22 protein-coding genes are annotated in these 23,440 nt (G+C 74.6%); 5 read left to right on the top strand and 17 right to left on the bottom strand.

All coding sequences use genetic code 11. From position 1 onward, the window contains the following. Positions 1 to 12: 12 nt before the first annotated feature. The gene (locus ACFVDM_RS13890; protein ID WP_383637790.1) at positions 13 to 1,572 is read right to left on the bottom strand and encodes an FAD-dependent oxidoreductase; all 1,560 of its coding nucleotides are present in this window, start codon (positions 1,570 to 1,572) and stop codon (positions 13 to 15) included. Between the two features lie 176 nt (positions 1,573 to 1,748). On the opposite strand from ACFVDM_RS13890, the gene ACFVDM_RS13895 reads away from it, so the two are divergent. Next, positions 1,749 to 2,360, top strand: a complete 612-nt coding sequence (locus ACFVDM_RS13895) for a TetR family transcriptional regulator (protein ID WP_383637793.1) — start codon at positions 1,749 to 1,751, stop codon at positions 2,358 to 2,360. Positions 2,361 to 2,438: 78 nt separating this feature from the next. Here the strand turns inward: ACFVDM_RS13895 and ACFVDM_RS13900 are convergent, their stop codons facing one another. The 15 genes from ACFVDM_RS13900 to ACFVDM_RS13970 all read right to left on the bottom strand — a co-directional run bounded on the left by ACFVDM_RS13900 (position 2,439) and on the right by ACFVDM_RS13970 (position 18,507). Continuing rightward, the gene (locus tag ACFVDM_RS13900) at positions 2,439 to 3,365 is read right to left on the bottom strand and encodes a 3-oxoacyl-ACP reductase (protein ID WP_383637796.1); all 927 of its coding nucleotides are present in this window, start codon (positions 3,363 to 3,365) and stop codon (positions 2,439 to 2,441) included. A 150-nt stretch (positions 3,366 to 3,515) separates the two neighbouring features. Continuing rightward, complete coding sequence (locus tag ACFVDM_RS13905; RefSeq protein WP_383637799.1) at positions 3,516 to 4,301, bottom strand: 2-keto-4-pentenoate hydratase; 786 nt, start codon at positions 4,299 to 4,301, stop codon at positions 3,516 to 3,518. Beyond that, entirely contained in the window at positions 4,294 to 5,124 is an 831-nt protein-coding gene (locus ACFVDM_RS13910; RefSeq protein ID WP_383637802.1) for a MaoC/PaaZ C-terminal domain-containing protein, read from the bottom strand. Before ACFVDM_RS13910 ends, ACFVDM_RS13905 begins: the two co-directional genes overlap by 8 nt. Further along, the gene (locus ACFVDM_RS13915; protein WP_383637805.1) at positions 5,121 to 6,299 is read right to left on the bottom strand and encodes a lipid-transfer protein; all 1,179 of its coding nucleotides are present in this window, start codon (positions 6,297 to 6,299) and stop codon (positions 5,121 to 5,123) included. The genes ACFVDM_RS13910 and ACFVDM_RS13915 overlap by 4 nt, the downstream gene beginning before the upstream one ends. Next, positions 6,296 to 6,730 (bottom strand): MaoC family dehydratase, encoded by a 435-nt coding sequence (locus ACFVDM_RS13920; RefSeq protein ID WP_383637809.1) that lies wholly within the window; start codon positions 6,728 to 6,730, stop codon positions 6,296 to 6,298. The genes ACFVDM_RS13915 and ACFVDM_RS13920 overlap by 4 nt, the downstream gene beginning before the upstream one ends. Next, a complete protein-coding gene (locus tag ACFVDM_RS13925; protein ID WP_383637812.1) occupies positions 6,727 to 7,845 on the bottom strand; it encodes an acyl-CoA dehydrogenase family protein in 1,119 nt (372 codons plus the stop codon). The genes ACFVDM_RS13920 and ACFVDM_RS13925 overlap by 4 nt, the downstream gene beginning before the upstream one ends. Further along, positions 7,845 to 8,852 carry a bifunctional MaoC family dehydratase N-terminal/OB-fold nucleic acid binding domain-containing protein gene (locus ACFVDM_RS13930; RefSeq protein ID WP_383637815.1) on the bottom strand — a complete coding sequence of 336 codons (1,008 nt, stop codon included), beginning with the start codon at positions 8,850 to 8,852 and terminating at the stop codon, positions 7,845 to 7,847. The genes ACFVDM_RS13925 and ACFVDM_RS13930 overlap by 1 nt, the downstream gene beginning before the upstream one ends. Next, a complete protein-coding gene (locus ACFVDM_RS13935) occupies positions 8,849 to 10,015 on the bottom strand; it encodes an acyl-CoA dehydrogenase family protein (protein ID WP_383637818.1) in 1,167 nt (388 codons plus the stop codon). The genes ACFVDM_RS13930 and ACFVDM_RS13935 overlap by 4 nt, the downstream gene beginning before the upstream one ends. Positions 10,016 to 10,056: 41 nt before the next feature. Further along, positions 10,057 to 11,712, bottom strand: coding sequence for an AMP-binding protein (locus ACFVDM_RS13940; protein ID WP_383637820.1), 1,656 nt, complete (start codon positions 11,710 to 11,712; stop codon positions 10,057 to 10,059). Positions 11,713 to 11,970: 258 nt separating this feature from the next. Continuing rightward, entirely contained in the window at positions 11,971 to 12,732 is a 762-nt protein-coding gene (locus tag ACFVDM_RS13945; protein WP_383637822.1) for an SDR family NAD(P)-dependent oxidoreductase, read from the bottom strand. 9 nt (positions 12,733 to 12,741) lie between these two features. Beyond that, the gene (locus ACFVDM_RS13950) at positions 12,742 to 13,383 is read right to left on the bottom strand and encodes a PaaI family thioesterase (RefSeq protein ID WP_383637825.1); all 642 of its coding nucleotides are present in this window, start codon (positions 13,381 to 13,383) and stop codon (positions 12,742 to 12,744) included. Beyond that, entirely contained in the window at positions 13,380 to 14,249 is an 870-nt protein-coding gene (locus ACFVDM_RS13955) for a MaoC/PaaZ C-terminal domain-containing protein (RefSeq protein WP_383637828.1), read from the bottom strand. The genes ACFVDM_RS13950 and ACFVDM_RS13955 overlap by 4 nt, the downstream gene beginning before the upstream one ends. Positions 14,250 to 14,251: 2 nt before the next feature. Beyond that, positions 14,252 to 16,447: an acyl-CoA dehydrogenase gene (locus ACFVDM_RS13960; protein ID WP_383637831.1), complete on the bottom strand. Its 2,196-nt coding sequence runs from the start codon at positions 16,445 to 16,447 to the stop codon at positions 14,252 to 14,254. Between the two features lie 10 nt (positions 16,448 to 16,457). After that, positions 16,458 to 17,618 carry a steroid 3-ketoacyl-CoA thiolase gene (locus tag ACFVDM_RS13965; RefSeq protein WP_383637834.1) on the bottom strand — a complete coding sequence of 387 codons (1,161 nt, stop codon included), beginning with the start codon at positions 17,616 to 17,618 and terminating at the stop codon, positions 16,458 to 16,460. Between the two features lie 142 nt (positions 17,619 to 17,760). Further along, entirely contained in the window at positions 17,761 to 18,507 is a 747-nt protein-coding gene (locus ACFVDM_RS13970) for an SDR family NAD(P)-dependent oxidoreductase (RefSeq protein WP_383637837.1), read from the bottom strand. Between the two features lie 264 nt (positions 18,508 to 18,771). On the opposite strand from ACFVDM_RS13970, the gene ACFVDM_RS13975 reads away from it, so the two are divergent. Beyond that, entirely contained in the window at positions 18,772 to 19,929 is a 1,158-nt protein-coding gene (locus ACFVDM_RS13975; RefSeq protein WP_383637839.1) for a Rieske 2Fe-2S domain-containing protein, read from the top strand. Beyond that, positions 19,929 to 20,201, top strand: coding sequence for a ferredoxin (locus ACFVDM_RS13980; RefSeq protein WP_383637842.1), 273 nt, complete (start codon positions 19,929 to 19,931; stop codon positions 20,199 to 20,201). Before ACFVDM_RS13975 ends, ACFVDM_RS13980 begins: the two co-directional genes overlap by 1 nt. 65 nt (positions 20,202 to 20,266) lie before the next feature. On the opposite strand, the gene ACFVDM_RS13985 is transcribed toward ACFVDM_RS13980, so the two are convergent. Then, positions 20,267 to 21,493, bottom strand: coding sequence for a serine hydrolase domain-containing protein (locus ACFVDM_RS13985; protein ID WP_383637845.1), 1,227 nt, complete (start codon positions 21,491 to 21,493; stop codon positions 20,267 to 20,269). A gap of 111 nt (positions 21,494 to 21,604) precedes the next feature. Here ACFVDM_RS13985 and ACFVDM_RS13990 point away from each other — a divergent pair, with 111 nt between their 5' ends. Both ACFVDM_RS13990 and ACFVDM_RS13995 read left to right on the top strand, forming a co-directional pair. Continuing rightward, entirely contained in the window at positions 21,605 to 22,759 is a 1,155-nt protein-coding gene (locus tag ACFVDM_RS13990; RefSeq protein ID WP_383637848.1) for a sensor histidine kinase, read from the top strand. After that, complete coding sequence (locus ACFVDM_RS13995) at positions 22,747 to 23,391, top strand: response regulator transcription factor (RefSeq protein WP_383637851.1); 645 nt, start codon at positions 22,747 to 22,749, stop codon at positions 23,389 to 23,391. The genes ACFVDM_RS13990 and ACFVDM_RS13995 overlap by 13 nt, the downstream gene beginning before the upstream one ends. The last annotated feature ends 49 nt before the right edge of the window (positions 23,392 to 23,440 follow it).

Raw genomic sequence — 23,440 nt, forward strand, 5'->3', positions numbered from 1 at the left:
GACCAGGAGGTTTCAGCGGTGGCCCGCGGCGCGTTCGCGCATGTCGCGCACGGCCAGCGAGGCGAAGACCATGGCGGTGCCCAGGGGCACGCCGGGGCCCGGGTAGACCCGGCCGGTGAAGGAGGCGCTGGTGTTCCCGGCCGCGTAGAGCCCCTCCAGCGGCCGTCCTGCGGTGTCCAGGACGCGGGCGCGGGCGTCGGTGCGCAGCCCGCCCTTGGTGCCGAGGTCGGCGAGGACGATCCGGGCGGCGTAGTAGGGCGGCCGGTCGACGGGGACCAGGCAGGGGTTGGGGCCGGTGGCGCCCCGCCGGTCGGCGAAGAACAGGTCGTAGGGGTCCTCGCCGCGCCGGTGGTCGAGGTCCTTGCCGTCGGCGGCGAATCCGTTGAAGCGGGTCACGGTGTCGGTGAGGGCGTCGGCGGGGACGCCGATGAGCGCGGCGAGCTCGGGCAGGGTGTCGGCGCGGACCCAGGTGCCGGCGGCGAGCTGGGCGGCGGGGTCGCAGGGCGGCACGGTGATGGCGGGCAGGGCGCCGCCGTGCCGGGAGTCGAAGACCAGGTGGACGACGGTGTCCTCGGCCGCGGCGGCGATGGCCCGGCCCATCCGGTCGTAGGGCAGCGACTCGTTGGCGAACCGGCGCCCTGAGGCGTCCACGGCCAGTCCGCCGCGCAGTCCGAGGGTGAACGCGGCGGAGCCGTCGGGCAGTTCGGTGCCGGGGCACCACCAGGCCTCGTCCATGAGCGCGGTGGCGGCGCCGGCTTCGACGGCGGCGTTCAGGAGTTCGCCGGTGTTGGTGCCCCGGGGGGCCATGGTCCAGGCGGCCCGGCCGGGTACGCCGTGCGCGGTGCGCAGGGCGTCGTCGCCCTCGAATCCGCCGGCGGCCAGCAGCACACCGTGCCGGGCGCGGAGCCGGACGGTGCCGCCCGCGGTGCGGGCCTCCACTCCGGTGATCCGGCCGTCCTCGGTGACCAGGCCGGTGACGTGGTGGCCGGTGCGCACCCGGGCGTTCCCGGTGCGGGTGGCGGCCAGCAGGAGGCGGCCGATCAGGGCGCGGCCGGCGGACAGGGGCGCGTCGGGGTGGTCCTGTCCGGCCCGGTCCCGGTCGACCGCCGGGCGGACCAGCGGCAGCAGCTCGCCGAGTTCGTCCGCGTCGAGGTCGAGCGGGACGAAGGAGCGTCCGGCGTCCATGCGGCCGGGGGCGTCGACGTAGTCGGGGAAGGCCCGCCACTCGAAGGCGAGGGCGGGGTCCTCCTCCAGGCGGGCGACCAGCTCGGGCGCGTGGCCCAGGAAGGCGGCGCGCCGCTCCGGTTCGGCGTCGCCGGTCAGGGCCCGCAGATAGGCGTCGGCGGCCTCGGTGGAGTCGCCGAGCCCGGCCCGTTCCTGGACCCGGGTGCCGGGCAGCCAGCAGGCCGCGCCGGAGTAGGCGGAGGTGCCGCCGAGGCGGTCGGTGCGCTCCAGTACGGCGGTGTCGAGACCGTCCAGCGCGGCCACCAGGGCCCCGGTCATCGCTCCCGCGCCGGACCCGACGACGATCACGTCGTGGGTGGCGTCCCAGTCCTGCCGGCCGTCCCGCATGAGGTGCCCTTCCTGCCGCTCGGTGGTGTGCGGTGCCAGCTCATCGCGGACGGGGCCGGCGGGGCGGGCCCGGTCCCGCTGACCGGTACGGCGGGCGGGACGCCACCTGACGCGGGGCGGGGCCGGGCGTATTGTCTGAGCCGTTGTGGACGCCATCGATCCCCAGGAGGGAGAGCGTGCCCAGAATCGCCGAGGCCCGTGCCGGGGCCGAACCCACGTCGCCGCGGCAGCGCGCACGCCGGCAGAGCATCCTGGAGGTGGCCGCGGGCCTCGCCGCCTCGACGGGGCTGGAGCGGGTGCAGATGCACGAGGTGGCGAAGGGGGCCGGGGTGGCGATCGGCACCCTGTACCGCTACTTCCCGTCGAAGACGCATCTGTTCACCGCGTTGATGGCCGACCAGATCGAGGGCTTCGCGGCCCGGGTGCCCGAGCGCGCGCCCGGCACCCCGGCCGAGGAGGCGGTGTTCGAGACGCTGCGCAGCGCCACCCGCAATCTGCTGCGCCGTCCGGCCCTGGCCACGGCGATGATCCAGTCGGCGAACGCGGCGCGGGCCACGACCGTGCCGGACCTGGCCCGGATCGATTCGGGCTTCCTGGACCTGCTGCTGCGCGCCTGGGGCGTACGGGAGCCCACGGAGCACCACATCGCGCGGGTGCGGTTGCTGATCCTGCTCTGGTACGGGGTGCTCCAGTCCCGGCTCAACGAGCGGCTGAGCCCGGAGAAGGCCGACGCGGATCTGCGCATGGCGTGCACCCTGCTGCTGGCCCCGGGCCCGGACACGGTCTGACCGGGCCGGCGGGGTGCGCCGGCCCGGTCGGAATGCCCCCGGCCACCCGGCCGGTCTGCTGGTCGGCCGGTGTGCCGTTCAGCCGGTCTGCTGGGTGCCCGTCGTGTCGAGCGCGGCGACGCTGTAGGCGGCGTACGTGCGGTGCGGGTCGCGGCCGGTGAAGTACGGGGTCAGCTGCGCGTCCAGCTCCTCGGGGCTGAAGGTGCCGTCCGCCGCGGTGAACTTGTGCTCCACGGTCGGCGGGGCGAGCAGGGCGACCATGTCGCCGTAGACGACGAAGACCTGGCCGCTGATGGAGTCGGCGGCCGGAGAGGCCAGATGGGCGACGAGCGTGGCGACGCGTTCGGGCGCCATGATGTCGAGGCCGCCCGGTGCCGTGGCGCCCTCGCCGAACGCCTCGGCCGTCATCGCGGTGCGGGCCCGGGGGCAGATCGCGTTGGCGCGCACCCCGTAGCGGGCCAGGCCCTGGGCGGTGGCCAGGGTCAGCGCGGTGATGCCGGCCTTGGCGGCGGAGTAGTTCGGCTGGCCCGGGGCGCCGAACAGGAAGGCCTCGGACGAGGTGTTGACCACGCGCCCGTAGACCGGGGCACCGGCGGCCTTGCTCGCCGCGCGCCAGTGCACGGCGGCGGCGCGGGAGAGTCCGGCGTGCCCCTTGAGGTGGATGCGGATGACGTCGTCCCAGTCGGACTCGCTGAGGTTGAAGAGCATCTTGTCGCGGAGGACGCCCGCGTTGTTGACGACGATGTCGAGGCCGCCGAAGCTCTCCACCGCGGCCTCGACCAGCCGGTCCCCCATCGACCAGTCGCCGATGTCGCCGGTCACCGCGACGGCCCCGCCGCCCAGCGCCTTGATCTCGGTGGCGACGTCCTCGGCGGCGGGGCCGATGTCGTTCACCACCACATCGGCGCCGAGCGCCGCGAGTGCCAGTGCCTCGGCGCGGCCGAGCCCCGCCCCGGCGCCGGTGACGACGGCGGTACGCCCCTGAAGGGTCTGCGTCGCGCTCATGCTGCCTCTTTCCGTGTTCCGTCGAACCGTTGAAGGGAACGGCGCACCCCGGACAGGTCGTCGAGGTGCGCCGAGGCAGCAGAAACTAGTATTGATTTCAGTTTTGCGCGGGGTGGTGTCCCGTTCAGTGGACGGACCCGGCGGCCGCGTTCACGCGAAGGCGACCGAGACCGTTCCGAGCCCTTCGAACTCGGCGCGGAAGGAGTCGCCCGGCCCCACGTCCACGGCCGCGGTGCAGGACCCCGGCAGGACGACGTGCCCGGCCTCCAGGGTCACGCCGAAGGAGGCGACCTTGCGGGCCAGCCAGGCCACGGCCTCCGTCGGGTTCCCGAGCACCGCGCTGGTGTGGCCCCGGGCGACCTCCGTCCCGTCCTTGAACAGGACGGCCGCGATGTCCGCCGGGTCCAGGTCGGCGGGGCGGACGCGGGCGGCGCCGAGGATCACCCCGGCGGAGGAGGCGTTGTCGGCGACGGTGTCGGCCAGGCCGATCCGCCAGTCCTTGATCCGGCTGTCGATCAGCTCGATGCTCGGGACGAGGTACTCGGTGGCGGCGAGCACGTCCTCGGTGGTGCAGCCCTCGCCGGGCAGGGTGCGGCCGAGGACGTAGCCGATCTCGACCTCGATGCGCGGGGAGCAGTAGCGGGCGGTGTCCACGGGGGTGTCCTCGGCGAGCACCATGTCGGAGAGCAGATGGCCGTAGTCGGGTTCGTCGACGCCCATCATCCGCTGCATGACCTCGGACGACAGCCCGACCTTGTGGCCGCGCACGGTCCTGCCGAGGGCCAGTTGCCTGCGGATGTTGACGAGCTGGATCTCGTACGCGTCGGCCGCGTCCATCCCCGCGTACAGGGCGGTCAGCGGTTCGATCGGGGTGCGCTCGCACTGGGCGGTCCACAGCAGGTCGGCGGCCTCGGCGCGCCGGGCGGTGTCAAGCATGGCGGGTCTCCTGGGATGCGGTGGGGCCGAAGCGGACGCGTCCGCCGGACAGGGCCGTCCGGTCGCCGGCGGACGCCTCGAAGAGCAGGGCGCCGTCCTGCGGATCGTGCCACGCGCGGGCGTCGAGCCGGTCGCCCGGGAAGACCGGGGCGGCGAAACGGGCGTCGAGTTCCCGCAGGTCGGCGGGGTGGGCGCCGATCAGGTCGGCCAGCGGCAGCAGGGTCGCCGCGAGGGTGCACAGCCCGTGCAGGAAGGGCCGGTCCATCCCGGCGGCCCTCGCCGCCGCCGGGTCGATGTGCATGGCGTGCCGGTCGCCGAGCAGCCGGTAGAACGCGGCCTGGCGGGGGTCGGTGACGACGGTCGCGGTGCGGTCGGCGGGGCGGTCGGGGCGGCGCGGGGCGGAGGGGCCCCGTTCGCCGCCGAAGCCGCCGGAGCCGGGCGCGAAGATCGACCAGGTGGCGGTGAAGGCGGGGCAGTCCACCTCGACGTCGAAGACGGCGGCGGAGCCCTTGTCCCGGACCCGGGCGACGCGCGCCGAGGCGGTGAGTTCGCCCTCGGGCGGCAGCGGCTCGCGGACGACGAGGTGCTGACTGCCGTGCACGGCGGTGGTCGTGTCGAAGGCCCCCAGCGCCCCGAGGGCATCGGGCGCCCACTGGGCGAGGGTCAGGGCGAAGGTCGGCAGGACCCGCAGCCGCTCCTCGTACACGAGGTCGAGCCGGTCGGCGGGGGCGCCGACCGCCAGCGCGTAGAGGACCGCGTCGCGCGCCGCCCAGGAGACGGTGCGGCTGCCGAGCGCGCGCCCCTCCCAGGGGGAGACGGTCATCGGTCGGCCCCCAGGACCAGTCCGCTGGTGGGCACGCCCGTACCGGCGGTGACCAGGACGTGATCGGCCCGGTCGGGCTGGTTGCAGGAGGTTCCCCGGATCAGCCGGACGCCCTCCGCGATGCCGTTCATGCCGTGCAGATAGGCCTCGCCGAGCTGGCCGCCGTGGGTGTTGAGGGGCAGCCGGCCACCGAGTTCGAGATGGCCGTCGGCGATGAAGTCCTTGGCCTCGCCCGGCTTGCAGAAGCCCAGTTCCTCCAGCTGCGGCAGAACCAGCGGGGTGAAGTGGTCATAGAGGACCGCCGCGTCGATGTCGTCCGGGCCGAGTCCGCTCTGACGGTACAACTGCCGTCCCACCAGGCCCATTTCGGGGATTCCGGTGATGTCCGGCCGGTAGTAGCTGGTCATCATGTGCTGGTCGGCACCGAGCCCCTGGGCCGCCGAGCGGATCACGGCGGCCGGCCGGGGCAGATCGCGGGCGCGGGCGGCGGAGACGATGACGAGGGCCTGGCCGCCGTCGGTCTCCTGGCAGCAGTCGAGCAGCCGCAGCGGCTCCGCGATCCAGCGGGAGTCGCGGTGGTCCTGGAGGGTGATGGGGCGGCCGTGGAAGTAGGCGGCGGGGTTGTTCGCCGCGTGCTTGCGGTCGACGACGGCGACCCGGCCGAAGTCGTCCGTGGTGGCGCCGTACTCGTGGAGATAGCGGCGGGCGAACATCGCGACCCACTGGGCCGGGGTGTTCAGCCCGAAGGGCGTCATCCAGGCGTAGGCCGCGCGGTCGGCGCTGGTGTCCATGGGGCGGGCGGCCTGCCCGAGCCCGTACCGCTCGCCGGAGCGCTCGTTGAACGCCCGGTAGCAGACGACGACCTCCGCGACCCCCGTGGCGACGGCCATGGCCGCCTGCTGCACGGTGCCGCACGCCGCTCCCCCGCCGTAGCCGACGCGGGAGAAGAAGCTCAGCTCGCCCATGCCGGTGTTGCGGGCCACATGGATCTCGGAGTTGGTGTCCGCCGTGAAGGTGACCAGACCGTCCACGTCGGCGGGGGTGAGACCGGCGTCGTCGAGGGCGGCGAGCACCGCCTCGCAGGCCAGCCGGAGTTCGCTGCGCCCGGAGTTCTTGGAGAACTCGGTGGCGCCGATCCCGGCGACGGCCGCCGCTCCGGAGAGTGTCCCGTTCATCGGTCGCCCTCCGGAAGGCTGACGGTCACGGTGCCGGTGAGATGGTCGCCGAGCGCGTTGGCCCCGCGCACGGCGATCTCGACGAGCCGGTCCGGGTCCGAGGTCGAACGGACCGTGCCGGTGAACACCATCGTGTCGCCGGGGTGGTTGGGGACGCCGAGCCGGATGCGGAGGGACCGGACGACGGCGGCGGGTCCGGCCCAGCCGGTGACGTACCGGTCGACCAGTCCGTTGCTGGTCAGAATGTTCATGAAGATGTCCTTCGAGCCGCGTTCCCGGGCGAGCGCGGGATCGTGGTGGACGTCCTGGAAGTCGCGGCTCGCGAGTGCGGTGGCGACGATCAGGGTGCGGGTGATCGGGATCGACAGCTCGGGGAGTACGTCTCCCACGGCCACGTCCGTGTAGGCGCGGGTGCCGGGCCGGGCGGTCATGCCGTCGCCTCCTCGGCGGTGAGGAGCGTGCCGAGCCGTTCGAGGCCGGCGCCGGGGCCGCCCAGGGTGCCGGCGATCTGCTTGCCCCAGAGGAAGTGCCGGTGGACCGGGTAGTCGGTGTCGACGCCGATGCCGCCGTGCACGTGCTGGACGCGGTGGACGGTGGTGAGGCCCGCCTCGCAGGCCCACCACTTGGCGACCTGGGCGGCGCGGTCCGCGGCGACCGGGTCGAAGGGCTCGGCGAGCGCGTCCACGGCGTGCCACAGCGTGACCCGCATCGCCTCGATGTCGATGTAGCAGTCGGCCAGTTGGTGCTGCACGGCCTGGAACGTGGCGAGCGGGCGGCCGAACTGCTCGCGGCCGCGCAGATGCGCCGCCGCGTGGGCCAGCGCCCCTTCGGCCACGCCCACCTGCACGGCGGCCAGCGCCAGCGAGGCATCGCGGACGAGCGACGCCGCCGCGTCCCCGCCCACGGCTCCGACGGCCCGGCCGCGGGCCCCGTCGAGCGTGAGGTGACCGGCCCGGTCGTACGTGGTGGTCTCGGCGTACTCCCAGCCCACCCCGTCCGCCTCCGCGTCGACCAGGAAGAGGCCCGGCCCCCGGCTGGTCGCGGCGGTGACCAGGACGTGCCGGGCGCCGCCGGGCGAGGGCACCACGGCCTTGACGCCGCTGAGCCGCCAGCCGGGCCCGTCCTGCACGGCGACGGTGTGCGGCGCGAGCGGGTCGGCGGGGCCGAACTCCTCCAGGGCCACGGTGAGCCGGACGCGGCCCTCGGCCAGCCCCGGAAGCACCTCGGCCCGCAGTCCCCCGTCGCCGTGCGCGGCCAGGGCGAGGGCCCCGGTCAGGGCCGGCCACAGCGGGACCGGCGCCACCCTGCGGCCCTGCTCCTCCAGGAGCACACAGGCCCCGGCCGTGCCGAGTCCGGCGCCGCCGTCCCGTTCGGGCAGCACGGCCGCGATCAGCCCGGCGGAGGCCAGGTCCTCCCAGAGCCGCGTGTCGACGCGGTCCGTCGAGCGCTCCACCGCGCGCAGCCGCTCGGGCACGGTGTGGTCGGTGAGGATCTCCCGCGCCAGATCGCGTACGGCTTCGAGCTCTTCTCCCAGGGAGAAATCCATCAGGGCGCCTCCGTCGGGGCGGGCCGGAACACCGGCAGGGTCAGTTCGGGGTCGGCGTCGAGCCAGTCCAGGACCACCGGCATGCCGACGGTGACGTCCTCGGGGGCGACACCGGTCAGGTTGGTGATGAGCCGGGTGCCCTCGGCGAGTTCGACGACGGCCACCAGGTACGGGCTGTCGAAGGCCGGGTGCTGGGGATGGTGGCTCACGACGAAGCTGTAGACGTGGCCGGTGCCGGACGCCTCGACGGTGTCCCATTCCAGCGAGCGGCACGCGGGGCAGCAGGGGCCCGGCGGGTGGCGCAGTTCCCCGCAGCCGGCGCAGCGCTGGATCAGCAGCCGGTGCTCGGCGGCGCCTTCGAAGAAGAAGGCGTTGTCCCGGTTGACGGCGGGGCGGGGCCGCAGCGCGGCGGGAGGTGACGCGGGTTCCGGTACGGGTGCGGCGACGGGTTCGGGCGTCTCCTTCGCCGCCGGCCGGAAGCGCAGGGTCCGCCACCGCTGGGTGGCGACGGTGGCGCCGTCCGCGTCGGTGTACGTCTTCAGGGTGGTGACGAACCGTCCGGGGCCGAGCCCGGTCCGCTTCCGCGCCGAGACGGACTCCACGGTCTCGCGGACGGCGATGTGGTCGCCGGGCACCAGTTCGCGCAGGAAGGTGAACTCGGAGTCGGTGGCGACCACGGAGGTGTAGCCGCCCTCGTCGAGGAGGGCGACCAGTTCGGCGAAGCCGTCGGGGGCGGCGTCCGGCGGCGGTGCGACGGTGGCCGCGTAGCCGCGCATCGTCCACGCCTGGATCATCGAGGCGGGGGCCACCACTCCGTCGCGCCCGGTGGCGCGGGCGGCGTCGGCGTCGGTGTACACCGGGTTGGTGTCGCCCATCGCCTCCGCCCAGTGCCGGATCATCGGCCGGTTGACCGGGTCCTGGCCCGGTGCGGCGGCGCGCAGTTCGCGTCCGGCGAAGGCCCTCAGCCGCTCCTCGTACTCCGGGGTGTCCGGTCCGGGGCCGGTCATGCGCCGCGCCCCTTGCGCGGCAGGCCGAGTCCCTGGGTGGCGATCATGTCGCGCAGGACCTCGTTGACGCCGCCGCCGAAGGTGTTCACGATGCCCTGCCGGGAGAGCTGTTCGACCTGTCCGGCGAGGACCGCCCCGGGCGATTCGGGCCGGATGCGGCCGGCCGCGCCGAGGATCTGGGTGAGGGCGCGCTGGACGTCGATGTGGGTCTCGGTGCCGTACGCCTTGGCGGCGCCCGCGTCCGCGCCGGTCAGCTCGTCGCGGGCGACGGCCGCCGTCATCTTCCAGTTCATCAGGCGCATGGCCTCCAGCCGGGCGTGGGTGCGGGCGAACTCGGCGCGCACCCAGGGGATGTCGGCCGTGCCGTTGTCCCGGGCCCAGTCCAGGACGCGTTCCCAGAGCTGGATCATGCGGCCGCCGAGCGCGGCGAGGCCGATGCGTTCGTGGTTGAGCTGGGCGGTGATCAGCCGCCAGCCGGCGTCCACCTCCCCGACGACGTCCGTGGCGGGGACCCGCACGCCGCTGTAGTAGGTGGCGGTGACGGCCAGGCCGCCGACGGTGCGGATCGGGCTCCAGGAGAAGCCCTCGGCGGCGGTGGGCACGATCAGGATGGAGATGCCCTTGTGCTTGGGCGCCTCGGGGTCGGTACGGGCGGCGAGCCACACGTGGTCGGCGGTGTTGGCGCCGCTCGTGAAGATCTTCGAGCCGTCCACGACGAAGTCGTCGCCGTCGCGGACCGCCCGGGTGCTGAGCGAGGCCAGGTCGGTGCCGGCGCCGGGCTCGGTGTAGCCGATCGCGAAGACGATGTCGCCGGAGAGGATGCCGGGCAGGAACCGCTTGCGGTGCTCCTCGGAGCCGTGCGCCATCAGGGTCGGGCCGACGGTGTTCACGGTGACGAACGGGAAGGGCAGCCCGGCACGCTGGACCTCGTCGAAGAAGACGTACTGGTCCTCGGCCGGCCGGCCCTGTCCGCCGTACTCGGTGGGCCAGCCCAGTCCCAGCCAGCCGTCCTCACCGAACCGTTTGACGATCTCGCGGAAGCGGTAGCCGCCCACGCCCTCCTCGCCGGCCCGGCGGCGTTCGTCCTCGGGCATCAGGCCCGAGAAGTACGCCCGCAGTTCCCGCCGCAGCTCCTGGTGCGCGGCGCTCTCGCGCAGTTGCATAAGTGGTTCTCCTCGGATGTGGTCCGGTCGGGCGGTGCGGCTCAGGGCAGGAAGCGTCCGCGCCCGTTCGCCAGGAACTCCTCGCGCAGCGCCGCCTTGTCGTCGTCGCCCATCAGCGCGTACGTGGGCCGGCCCCGGCCCTCCCAGCGGTAGACGGGGTCGTCGGTGCGCCAGCCGTCGAGCTGCATCTCCTTCTTGCGGAGCTTGTTGGAGCCGGTGGTGGGCAGCGCGTGGGAGACCCGGACGAAGCGGGGGGCGCCCTTGGTGCCCAGGTCCTCCTGGCCTTCCAGGAAGGCGGGCAGGTCCAGGCCGTCGAAGGCGGTGCCCTCGGTGATCTCGACGGCGGCCATGACCTGGTCGCCGGAGCGGGGGTCGGGGACGCCGAAGACCCCGGCCGCGACCACGCCGGGGTGGCGGCGCAGGATGCGTTCGGTGAGCAGGGCGGAGATGTTCTCGCCGTCGACGCGGATCCAGTCGCCGGAGCGTCCGGCGAAGTAGAAGTAGCCGTCCCCGTCGACGTATCCGAGGTCGCCCGTCCAGTACCAGCCGTGCCGGACGCGTTCGGCGTCGGCGGCCTCGTTCTTGTAGTAGCCCTCGAAGCGGGCGGCGCCCTCGGTGTCGACGATCTCGCCGATGGCCTCCTCCGGGTTGCGCACCCGGCCGTAGGAGTCGAGTTCGGCGGGCGGGCAGGTCTCGCGGGTGGCGGGGTGGACGATGCGGACGCCGGGCCGGGCGGGCATGCCGAGCGCGCCGGTGGGGGCGTCGGGGACGCGCCTGAGCATGCCGGCGCCCTCGCTGGAGCCGTAGCCCTCGACGAGCCGGCAGCCGAAGCGCTCCAGGAAGCGGGCCGCGTCCTCGGGGGACGCCTCGGTGCCGAAGGCGTGGGTGAGCCGGTTGTCGGCGTCCTCGGGGGTCGCGGGGCGGGCGAGGACGTAGCCGATCGCCTTGCCGACGTAGGTGAAGTACGTGGCGCCGAAGTGGCGGACGTCGGGGAGGAATCCGGAGGCGGTGAACTTCGGCGGGAGGGCGATGGTGGCGCCCGCGGTGAGGGCGGGGGCCCAGAGCGCCATCAGCGCGTTGCCGTGGAACAGCGGCATCGGGCAGTAGCAGGTGTCGTCGCGGGTGATGTCGTACTTGGCGCTGTTGGCGGCGCCGAGCGCGGCCAGCCGGCCCTGGGAGCAGATCGCCGCCTTGGACACGCCGGTGGTGCCGGAGGTCAGGAGCAGCAGCATCCGGGTGGTGGCGGTGACGTCGGGTGCCTCGGCGGGGCGGCCGGTGTACGGGGCGAGCGCGGCGGCGTACGCGGGGGTGTCGACGACGAGGAAGCGGTCGGCGGCGACCCCGATGTCCAGTCCGTCGAGCAGTGCGGCGCCGGCCCGGTCGGTGACGAGGAGCGCGCAGTCGGTGTGCCGGACCTCCTGGGCCAGTTCGGCGCCGCGGCGGGTGGGGTTGATCCCGACGACGGCGGCTCCGGCCAGGGCCGCGGCGCCGAGCCAGAAGAGGTACTCGGGGCGGTTGTCCAGGAGCACACCGATGTGGAAGGGACCCTCGGTGCGCAGTTCGCGGGCCCAGTGGGCGCGGGCCGCGCTCTCCTCGACCACCTCGCCCCAGGTCCAGGAGCGCTCCCGGGTCAGGAGGCCGGGGTGGTCGTCCCCGGCGCGGGCGAGCAGCAGGTCGGCAATCGTCTCGTGTGGCAACGTCGGTCCCTCTCACCCGGTGTCCGGGTCTGCCGAAGTCGGTACGGAATCGGAGCGCGCGGGCGACGCGGCGCGGTCCGTGGGAAGGGCGGGGGCCGCCGGAAGGGGCGGGGCGGCGGTGGCCGGTCCGCCCGGACCGGTGCCGCGGGCCGGCGGGTCCCGGCCCGGCCGGCTCCGCGCCGGTGGCGACGCTAGGCCGTCCGGCCGGTCGCGGCCGGGGCGGTCCCGCTGACCGGGAGGCGGGCGCGCCGCCCCCGGTCAGCCGAAGTGGGCCTGGCCGCCGTCGAGCGGGATCGTGGCACCCGTCAGATAGCGGGCGTCCGGTCCGCAGATCATGGCGACCGCCCGCCCGATGTCCTGCTCGCAGTCGCCGACGTACCCGAGCGGGATGGAGGCGCAGAACTCCTCGGCCTCCTCGGGGTGCGCCTCCTGCCATCCGGCGTAGGCGGGCGAGGCGGCGTGCGGGGCCACGGCGTTGACGCGGATGCCGTCCGCGCCCCATTCGCAGGCGGCGGCCCGGGTCAGGGTGCGCAGCGCCGCCTTGGCGGAGGCGTAGGCCCCGTAGGTGCTCAGGTCCCAGCGGACCATGGCGGAGGTGACGAGGTTGACGATCACTCCCCCGCCGTTGGCCTTCAGGTGCGGATGCGCGGCCTTCATGAAGGCGAAGGCGGCGAAGGGCCCGCTGTCGAAGCCCCTGCGGAACTGGGCGTCGCCGAGCTGGAGCAGGGGCCCGTAGGCGCCGGTGTAGGCGTTGTTGACGAGGATGTCGATCCCGCCGAAGCGGGCGGCGGCCTCGTCCACCACCTCGGTGACGCGCGCGGTGTCGCGAACGTCCAGCACGAACGGCTCGGCCCGTACGCCGCGGGCGCGGAGCAGGGCGCAGGTGGTGTCCAGTTTCTCCGGGGTGCGGCCGAGGACGGCCACATCGGCCCCGTCGGCCGCCAGGGCGAGGGCGATGCCCTGGCCGACGCCCTGGCCTGCGCCGCTGACGACGGCAACCTTTCCGTCGAGGTGTCCCATCGGTCCTCCTCAGCTCGGCCGGGGCAGGTGCTTGTTGATGAACAGGCCCTCGGCCGTGACGCAGGTGCGGCCATCGGCGGTGATCTCGCCGACGGTGCGGATGCGCGAGCCGTCGACCGAGAGCTGCCGGCCGGTGACGGTCAGGGGCTCGAACAGCGGGGTGGGCCGCAGATAGCGCAGGGTCAGTTCGGCGGTCATGCCGGAGGTACCGCCCCAGTGGTTGGCGACGCCCAGGGTGTGGTCGAGGAGCAGCGCGGAGATTCCGCCGTGCACATGGCCGGGCGGTCCCTGGTAGGGCAGGTCGAGGGTGACGGTGCCCTCGACGGCGCCGTCGTCGCGGCCGTGCAGCCGCAGCGGCGGGGCGAGGGCGTTCTCGGGACCGGTGACGGGGTCGTGGCGGGTGACGCCCTCGCCGTGCCACATCTCGGCGAGGCGGGCGTCGCGGCCGGGGGCCCGTGCGGTCAGTTCGTCGGCGACGGCCTCCAGCCGGGCGGCGACCGACTCCATGTCGGCGCCGGAGCCGTCACCGGCGCGCAGCAGGGCGGCGACCACCCGGCGGGCGGCGGCGACGGCGGCGTCGACCCCGTCCTCGTGCGGTGCGGCGACGAGCCGGGGGCCGGTGGCGGTGGCCTCGTGGGCGGGGGCGTTCACGCGGTCACCGTCGCCGTGGCGTGGGTGAGCACGGGCGCGCCGTCGCGTTCCGGGCAGCCGGTGTGCAGCTTCAGCAGCCGCTCCCCGTCCTCGGTGGCGCCGTCGTGCCAGACGGAGGTCTCCAGGGTCTCGCCGGGGACGACCGGTCCGGCGAAGCGGACGGCGAGGCCGGTGAGGCGTCCGACGTCCCCGTCGAGGAGCCCGGTGACCAGGGCCTCGCAGAGCAGCCCGTAGGAGGCGAGTCCGTGCAGGATCGGCCGGTCGAAGCCGGCGGCGCGGGCGAACTCGGGGTCGGCGTGCAGGGGGTTGAGGTCGCCGTTGAGGCGGTACCAGAGGGCCTGCTGCGGGGTGGTGGCGGAGGTGAGGACGGTGTCGGCGGGGCGGTCGGGGGCCGTCCAGTCCTCCTCGGGGCCGGGTTCGCCGCCGAAGCCGCCCTCGCCGCGTGCCCAGATGCGCATGGTGGAGGTCCACAGGGGCGCGCCGTCGGTGTCCGAGGCGGTGGACTCCAGGACGATCAGTGCGGCCTTGCCCTTGTCCCATACGTCGGCGACCCGGGAGGCGAGGGTGGCGGTGCCGGAGGCGGGCAGCGGGCGGTGGACGCGCAGCCCCTGGCCGGCGTGGAGGACCGACCGGAGGTCGATGTCGATGCCGGGGAGGTGGAAGGAGGGCGGTGCGGCCTCGCCGGAGGAGATGCCGCCTCCGGCGACGAGGGCGAAGGCGGGGAGCACGCCGAGGTGCTTCTCGTAGGTGAGGTGCGGGGCGGTGGCGCCGAGGCTCAGGTGGTAGAGCAGCACGTCACGGGTGGTCCAGTGGATCTCGCGCACGGACGGTTCGGCGGTGAGCGCCTTGTCGCGGTCGATGGGCACGGTCAGCCTTTCTGGGTGGGCTCGGGGTCGCGGGGCAGGCCGAGCATGCGCTCGCCGATGATGTTGAGCTGGACCTCCGTGGTCCCGCCGGCGATGGACAGGCAGCGGGCGTTGAGGAACTGCCAGGTGGCGTCCAGGCGTTCGCCCTCGCCGGTGAGCGCGGCGGTGCCCTGCCACTCCATGCAGGTCTCCCAGACCCGCTGCTGGTGTTCGACGCCGAGGAGTTTGGCGACCGAGGCCTCGGGGCCGGGCTGCTGTCCGGAGACGGTGCGCAGCGTGGTCCGCAGGGCGAGGACGGCGCCGGTCTGGGCGTCGCAGAGGTGGCCGCCGAGCACGGTGAGCTGTTCGTCGTCGAGTCCGGCCGAGGCGGCGGCGATCTCCAGCAGGGCTTCGGCACCGGAGCCGACGGAGTCGTGGGAGAGGGCGACGCGTTCGTTGGCGAGCGTGGTCCGGGCGAGCTTCCAGCCCGCGCCGGGTGCGCCGACGAGGTGCGCGTCGGGGACGAACACCCCGTCGAGGAAGACCTCGTTGAACTCGGCCTCGCCGGTGATCTGGCGCAGCGGCCGGATGTCGATGCCGGGGCTCGTCATGTCGAGGAGGAAGTAGGAGATGCCCTTGTGCTTGGGCACGTCGGTGTCGGTGCGGGCCAGCAGGACGCCCCAGTGGGCGTCGCGGGCCATGGACGTCCACACCTTCTGGCCGGTGATCAGCCAGCCGCCGTCCGTCTTCTCGGCGCGGGTGGTGAGGGCGGCCAGGTCGGAGCCGGCGCCCGGTTCGCTGAAGAGCTGGCACCAGCGGATGTCGCCGCGCAGGCTGGGTGCGAGGAAGCGCTCCTGCTGGGCGGGGTCGCCGTGGGCGACGAGGGTGGGCACCACCCAGCCGCCGATGACCATGTCGACGGGGGTGAGCGCCGCGGCCTGCAACTCCTCGGCGATGACGAGTTGTTCGACGGGTCCGGCGCCCTTGCCCCAGGGGGCGGGCAGATGGGGTGCGGTGTAGCCGTGGTCGGCGAGGTGGGTGAGGCGTGCGTGGCCGTCGAGGGCGGCCGCCTCCCGCAGTTCGGCGCGGATGGCGGCGCGTACGGTCTCGGCCTCGGGCGGCAGTTCGACGCCGAGGGTGCGGCGGGTGCCGTCCAGGGTGAGCGCGGCGACCCGGCGGCGCCAGGCGGCGGCCGGGCCGAGCGCGAGGCGCAGGGTCTGGGCGCGGCGCAGCGCGAGGTGGGCGTCGTGCTCCCAGGTGAAGCCGATGCCGCCGAGGACCTGGACGCAGTCCTTGGCGGCGGCGAAGGCCGCGTCGGGTCCGGCGACGGCGGCGACGGCCGCGGCGAGGGAGGCTTCGCGGGGGTCGGCGGCGCCCGTGGGGCCGGCCGCGCGGGCGGCGTCCCAGGCGCAGGCGCGGGCCTGTTCGGCCTGGGCGAGCATGCGGGCGCAGCGGTGCTTGACGCCCTGGAACATTCCGATGGGGTGGCCGAACTGCTCGCGGACCCGGGCATAGGCGGCCGCGGTGGTCACACAGCGGTCCGCCAGTCCGGCGGCCTCGGCGGCGAAGAGCGTCGCGGCGAGATCGAGCGGGGTGCGGGGGTCGACGTCGAGCAGATCGCCGGCCGGGACGGGCACGGAGCGGGCGGTGACCCGGGAGGAGCGGCGGGTGAGGTCGTGGCTGCGGAGGTCGGTGGTGTCCACGGCGGCACGGGGCAGGACCAGCCAGGCGGTGCGTCCGTCGTCGGCTACGGGCAGCACGAACACATCGGCGAGGTGGCCGCCGATGACGAGTTCGGAGGTGCCGCTGACGGTGGCGGTGCCGTCGGCTGCCCGGGTCAGGGCGAGGGTGCCCGCGCCGAGGCCGACGGCGCCGAGGGTGGTGCCGGCGGCGAGCGGGGCCAGGTAGCCGGCGTGGCCGGCGGCGTGCAGCACGGCCGAGGCGAGGGCCGTCGGCAGGAAGGGGCCGGGGGCGCAGGCGCGGCCCAGTTCCTCGGTGACGACGGCGAGTTCGACGAGGCCGTAGCCGGCGCCGCCGTTCTCCTCGGGCAGGTGGAGCCCGAGGAGGCCCTGGGCGGCGAGTCCGTTCCAGTGCGCGGGCAGGGTCTCCTTGGCGGCGTCGGCGGCGGCGCGCAGGGTGTCCTCGGTGATGTGCCGGGTCGCGAAGGCGCGTACGGCGTCGCGCAGGTCGAGGTGTTCCTGGGTGAGTCCGATGGTCATGGCGCGCCCCTCAGATGCGTTCGATGACGGTGGCGGTGGCGTGCGCCCCGCCGGCGCACATGGTGATCAGGGCGGTGGACTTCCCGGTGCGTTCCAGTTCGTGCAGGGCCTGGGTGAGGAGCCGGGCGCCGGTGGAGCCGACGGCGTGGCCGAGCGCGATGGCGCCGCCGTTGACGTTGACCTTGTCGAGGTCGGCCTTGTGGACCTGGGCCCAGGACAGGACGACGGAGGCGAAGGCCTCGTTGATCTCGACGAGGTCGATGTCGGCGAGCGTCATCCCGGCCCTGGCCAGGACGCGTTCGGTGGCGGCGACGGGCCCGTCGAGGTGGTAGTACGGGTCGGAGCCGACCATGGCGGAGGCGACGATCCGGGCGCGGGGCCGCAGTCCCTCGCGGGCGGCGCGCTCCCGGCTCATGAGGAGGACGGCGGCGGCACCGTCGCTGATCTGGGAGGAGTTCCCGGCGGTGTGGACGCCGTCGGGGAGGACCGGCTTGAGGGCGGCGAGCGCTTCGGGGGTGGTGTCGCGCAGTCCCTGGTCGCGGGTGACGGTGACGGTCTCGCCGGTGGGTCCCTCGGGGCCGGTGACCGGGGCGTCGACGCCGATGATCTGTCCGTCGAAGCGGCCTTCGGCCCAGGCACGGGCGGCCTTCCGCTGGGAGGCGAGCCCGAGGGCGTCCGCGTCGGCGCGGGTGATGCCGCGGTGGCGGGCGATGCGTTCGGCGGCGGTGAACTGGTCGGGCATGTCGAGCGACCAGCTGTCCGGGACCGGGGAGCCGCTGCCGGGGGTGAGGGCGGCGCCGAGGAAGACCCGGCTCATGGCCTCGACCCCGCAGCCGATGCCGGTCTCGACGGCGCCGGAGGCGATGAGGCCCGCGACCAGGTGCACGGCCTGCTGGGAGGAGCCGCAGGCGCAGTCGATGGTGGTGCACGCGGTGGTGTGCGGAAGTCCGCCGTGCAGCCAGGCGGTGCGGGTGATGTTGTTGGACTGCTCGCCGGCCTGGGTGACACAGCCGCCGATGACCTGGTCCACGCTGTCGGCGGCGATCCCGGCCCGCTCCAGCAGGCCCTTCTGGGCGAACCCGAGGAGTTCCGCCGGGTGGAGCCCGGACAGGACGCCCCGGCGCCGGCCGACCGGTGTCCGTACGGCTTCGACGATGACGGCCTCGGTCATGGCTCTCCAAAAGGGGGTGAGGGGCCCGTGGGGGCCGGGACACTGTGCGAGGAAAACTAGAATTCGTTCTGGAAACTGGCAAGGGCCAGTCCCGCTCAGTGGCCGGCCGCCCCGGGGCGTGCCGTGAGGGTCCCGCCGGCGCTCAGATGTGGGAGCCGCCGTCCGCCCGGATCTCCGCGCCCGTCAGACAGGCCGCGTCGTCCGAGGCGGCGAAGGCGATCACCCCGGCGATCTGCTCGGGCCTCGCGGTGCCGAACGGGGCCCGGATCCGGGCGTAGTACGACACGTCGAGACCGGCGGGCAGCACGTGCGGCCCGGCCAGCGGGGTGGCGACGGAACCGGGTGAGACGGGCACCACCCGGATGCCCCGGTGCGCGACCTCGGCGGCCAGCGAGAGCGAGAACCCGATGACCGCTCCCTTGGAGGCGGCGTACGCGGTCATGTACGGATTGCCGTGCGAGGCGGCCGACGAGGCGACGTTGACGATCACGCCGGAGCCGTCCGGCAGACGGGGCAGTGCCTCCCGGCAGAACAGCGCGGTGCCGACCGTGTTGACGCGGAACAGCAGCTCCAGGTCCGCCACCGTCAGCCGGTCCACGGGGGTCGTGCGGTGGGTGCCCGCCACATTGGCCAGCACATCGATGCCGCCGAGCGAACCGGCCGCCTCGGCCACGGCCGCGACCACCGCGTCCTCGTCCGCGACATCGGCGACGTGCGCCGTGAAACCGCCCGGACCCGTCACCGCCCGCGCGGTCTCCGCCAGTCCCTCCGCCGAGAGATCGACCCCGAACACCGCCGCCCCCTCGGCGGCCAGGCGCAGCGCCGTGGCCCGCCCTATCCCCGATCCCGCCCCGGTGAGCAGGACCTTCTTCCCCTCGAAACGCCGCATGCCGGGCTCCTTCACGTGTGTGCCGTCGGACAGGGCGGCGGACTGTACGGGCGGCCGGTACCGGGGCGCGGGCCCGGTCCCACCGACCGGGACGGGCCCCGCGGCGGCCTCCCGCGCCCGGTACCGGTCAGTGGGACTCCCCCGCCCGCGCGCCCCGATCCGCGCCTAGCGTCCGGAACCCGGACGACGGTCTCGTACGTCCGGACCGGCCCGGCGCGGTCCGCACCCGAGGCCACCAGGCTCCTCGAAGGGGATGAGAGCAACGTGAGCGCAGTGGAGTCGGCACACGACGACGTCAGGGCCATCGAGGCCACCGCGGCACCCACCCGTTTCGCCCGGGGCTGGCACTGCCTCGGTCTGTCGGAGACGTACAAGGACGGCAAGCCGCACGCGGTGACGGCCTTCGGGCAGAAGCTCGTGGTGTTCCGGGCGGGCGACGGCACGCTCAACGTCCTGGACGCCCACTGCCGCCACATGGGCGGCGACCTCTCCCAGGGCACGGTCAAGGGCGACCAGATCGCCTGTCCGTTCCACGACTGGCGCTGGGGCGGCGACGGGCGGTGCAAGCAGATCCCGTACTCCAAGCGCGTGCCGCTGCGCGCCCGCACCGCGTCCTGGCGGACCCTGGACCAGGACGGGATGCTGTTCGTCTGGAACGACCCGGAGGGCAACCCGCCGCCCGAGGACGTCCGCATCCCCCGGATCGCCGGGGCGACCAGCGACGAGTGGACCGACTGGCTCTGGTACGAGACCGTCGTCGACGCCAACTGCCGCGAGGTCGTGGACAACGTGGTGGACATGGCCCACTTCTTCTACGTCCACTACTCGTTCCCGACGTACTTCAAGAACGTCTTCGAGGGCCACACCGCCACCCAGCGGATGCGCGCCACCGGCCGCCCCGACGCCCGCCCCCAGGAGGACGGCACGGAGCGCAAGACGATCGGCAGCACGTCCGTGGCCTCGTACCACGGACCGTCCTTCATGATCGACGACCTCACGTACCACTACGAGACCGGCGATGTGGACTGCGTCCTGATCAACTGTCACTACCCGGTGGACGCCAACCGGTTCGTCCTCCAGTACGGGATCACCGTGCAGCGCTCGCCCGCCATGGCGGGGGACGCGGCCGACCAGCTCGCCGCGGGGATGGCCCAGTTCATCAAGCTGGGGTTCGAGCAGGACATCGAGATCTGGAAGAACAAGGCCCGCATCGACAACCCGCTGCTGTGCGAGGAGGACGGCCCGGTCTACCAGCTGCGCCGCTGGTACGAGCAGTTCTACGTGGACGCGGCCGACGTGACACCGGAGATGACGGACCGTTTCGAGTTCGAACTGGACACCACCCGGCCGGTCGAGGCGTGGCAGAAGGAGGTCGAGGCGAATCTCGCCCGCCGGGCCGCCGCCGCCGGAGGACCGGCCTGATGCGCACCGACAACCGCCTTCTCGACGGCGCTCCGATGCGCCCGCTGGAGTGCGGGCGGTGTGCGGCGCGGGTCCTGGTGCGCAAGAGCAGCTGGCAGCAGACCAGTGTGCAGTGGGACGCCCGGTCCGTGGCCGCCTGCGCGGAGCGCGCGACGGCGGCCACGGCCTTCGAGGGCTGCGGCGCGCTGCGCGAGACGATCCGCGAGGCGGCGCTGAACGGCACGGTCGAGGTGGTGGACGGCGGCGAGGAGCGCACCGCCCAGACGCGTTGACCATCGCCGTCACGCCGTACGCCCCGAGGGCGTGCCCCGCGCCCCCGCCGCCGGGGCGCCGCGCGTCACCGCCCGGGGCGCGGGGCGCTTCCGGGGCCGGCGTCCCGGGCCGCGCACAGCGCATCGTCCACAAGCCGGTTCAGGGCCCCTTCCACGCGCAGGACGTCGTCGTCGGACGCGGCGAGCACACCCGAGAGCGAGACGATGACGGCGTGCCGGCCGTCCTCGGTGGCACCGGTCGCGGTGATCCACCCGGCGTCACCGCCCTCGTGCCCCCAGTACGCCCCGCCGCAGGAGAGCGGGCGCTCGAAGATCCCCAGCCCGTCGCGGGCCCCGGGCATGAACCGTTCGAACTCCGGACCGACCGGTACCGTCTCCTTCATCAGCGCCAGGTGGGCGGGCGGCAGCAGCCGGCCCCCGAGCAGGGCGCGGAGGAACCGGGCGAGGTCGGCGGTGGTGGAGATCATCCCCGCTTCCCCGTTGGTACCGGAGCCGATCTGTTCCGTGACGTCCACCAACGGCTCACCGGGGGCGAACCGCTGGTACGTGGTGGCGTGCGGCCGGGGCAGCGCGGGCGAGGGACCGGGGCCCGTGGTGTGCCGCAGTCCCAGCGGCCGGACGATCCGCCGCTCCACCTCCTGCTGCCAGGAGTTCCCGGTGACCCGCCGGACGACCATGCCGAGCAGCACATAGCCGGTGTTGGAGTACGCCCAGCGCGTGCCGGGCGCGAAGTCCGGCCCGTGGCGCATCGCCCGTGCGACGGTCTCCTCGGCCGTGTACCGGTCCAACCGGTGCTCCCGGTAGTCCGCCGCCGAGACGTAGTCCGGGTAGTCGTCGTGGAGCCCGGCGGTATGGGTGAGCAGCTGCCGCAGGGTGATCGCCCGGCCGTCGTTGCCGTTCCCGGAGACCGTTCCGGGCAGCCACCGCTCGGCCGCGTCGTCCAGTGAGAGCCGGTGCTCGGCGGCCAGTTGGAGGATGACGGTGGCCAGGAAGGTCTTGGTGACGCTGGCGATCCGGAAATGACCGGTGTCCGGGACCGGGCGGTCGGTCGCACGGTCGGCGACGCCCGCGGTGGCGGTGGTTCCCGTACCGCCGGCGGTGACGAGGCGGGCCTGGACCCCGGTGGCCCCGGCCGCGACGAGCGCGCCGGCGTCGCGCCGGAGCAGCTCCCGGACGTCCGGTGGACCGGGCCGTGCGGCGGCCGGACCGGAGGGCAGCGCGGTGGACAGGGTGGCGGCGAGGGCCGCGGCCAGGACGAGGGCGCGGCGGGTACGGGTCGGTGTGTGGGTCATGGCGCCGACGCTAGGCCGGGGCGCGGGGGCGGCACGATACCGCTCGCGGGCGGGGAAACAGGGGGGCCTGCTGTAGTGCCCGGCCGGTCCGCGCCGCCGACACTGGTGCGCATGAACGACCTTGTGCGCGGGCGGATTTCGGCGACGCCCCGGAGCCTGGGCTATCTGCTGGGCACGCTGGCCGCCACCGCCCTCACCCTGCTCGCCCTGCCGGTGTTCCTCGTCCCCGCGGCGGGCCGCGCCTGGGCGTTCCGGCACCGGGAACGCGCGGCCCGGCTGCTGCACGCGCCGCCCTCCGGGCCGGTGCGGTCCGGGACGTGGCGGGTGCTCGGCGGGCTGGGCGGCTGGGCGGTGACGGGTGCGGCGGCCGGACTGCCCGCGGTGGTGTGCGCGGCCAACGCGGTCACCACCGCCGTCACCGTACCGCTGTGGTGGGCCCTGCCCGAGGGCACCCGCGCGGGCGGCTTCGCCGCCGGGGCCCCGCTGACCGGCTGGGGCACGGCCCTGACCCTGGGCACCGCCCAGGCCCTCGCCTTCGCGGCCCTCGCGTGCGCGCTCGCCCCCGGGCCGGCCCGGCTGCACGCCCGTACGACCGTGGTGCTGCTGTCCCCGACGGCCGCCGAGCTGCTGGCCCGACGGGTCGCCGCCCTGACCGAGACCCGGGCCGGGGCGATGGACGCGCACGGCGCCGAACTGCGCCGTATCGAACGGGATCTGCACGACGGCGCGCAGGCCCGGCTGGTGGGCATCGCGCTGCGGCTGGACCTGGCGCGGGAGTCGCTGGGCGAGGACCCCGGGACGGTCGCCGCGCTGCTGAGGGAGGCGCACGAGGGGACCGAGGCGGCCATGGCCGAGTTGCGCGCGGTGACCCGGACGCTCTTTCCGCCGGTCCTCGTGGACCGAGGGCTCGCCGGGGCGCTGGCGTCGCTGGCCCCGGGTCCGGCCTCGGGCACCACGCTGGACGTCGGCGCGCTGGGCGAGGTCCCGGCCGCCGTGGAGGCCGTCGCCTACTTCACGGTGGCCGAGGCGCTCACCAACGCGGCGAAGCACAGTGGCGCCACCCGGACCGCCGTCCGCGTGGTGCGCGACGGCGGACGGCTACGGGTGGAGGTCCGCGACAACGGGCGCGGCGGCGCCGACGCGGGGCGGGGCACCGGGCTCACCGGCATCCGCCACCGCGTCCTGGCGCTCGACGGCGGCGTCCGCCTGACCAGCCCCGCCGGCGGACCGACCGTGCTCACGGTGGAGCTGCCGTGCGGGTCGTGATCGCGGAGGACAACGTCCTGCTGGCCCACGGGCTCGAACTGATGCTGACGGCCAAGGGGTTCGAGGTCGCGGCGGTCACCGGCGACGCCGAGGCGTTCGCGGCGGCCGTCGACACGCACCGCCCCGATGTCGCGGTCGTCGACGTGCGCCTGCCCCCGGGCTTCCGCGACGAGGGCATCCGCGCCGCGATCCGGGCCCGCCGCCGCCGTCCCGGACTGCCGGTGCTGGTCCTCTCCCAGTACGTGGAGCGGAGTTACGCGGGCGAGCTGGTCGCCGACGGCAGCGGCGGCGTCGGCTATCTGCTCAAGGACCGGGTCGGCCGGGTCGCCGCGTTCACGGACGCGCTGCGCCGGGTCGCGGCCGGGGAGACCGTGATGGACCCCGAGGTGATCGCCCAGCTCCTGGCCCCGCGCGCCCACGACCCGCTCGCCTCCCTCACCCCGCGCGAGGGAGAGGTTTTGGCCCTCATGGCGCAGGGCCTGGACAACACCACGCTCGCCGAGCGGCTCGTGATCACGGAGAACGCCGTCCACAAACACATCGGGAACATCTTCGCCAAGCTGGGCCTCTCCCCCGCCGACACCGGCCACCGCCGGGTCCTCGCGGTCCTCACCCATCTCAGTCACCACTGAACCCCCGTCGGCCCGGCAGGCGTTGGCACCTCGGGCGGGCCGGGGCGGG

The sequence above is a fragment of the Streptomyces sp. NPDC057682 genome (assembly GCF_042799575.1).
Classification (GTDB): domain Bacteria; phylum Actinomycetota; class Actinomycetes; order Streptomycetales; family Streptomycetaceae; genus Streptomyces.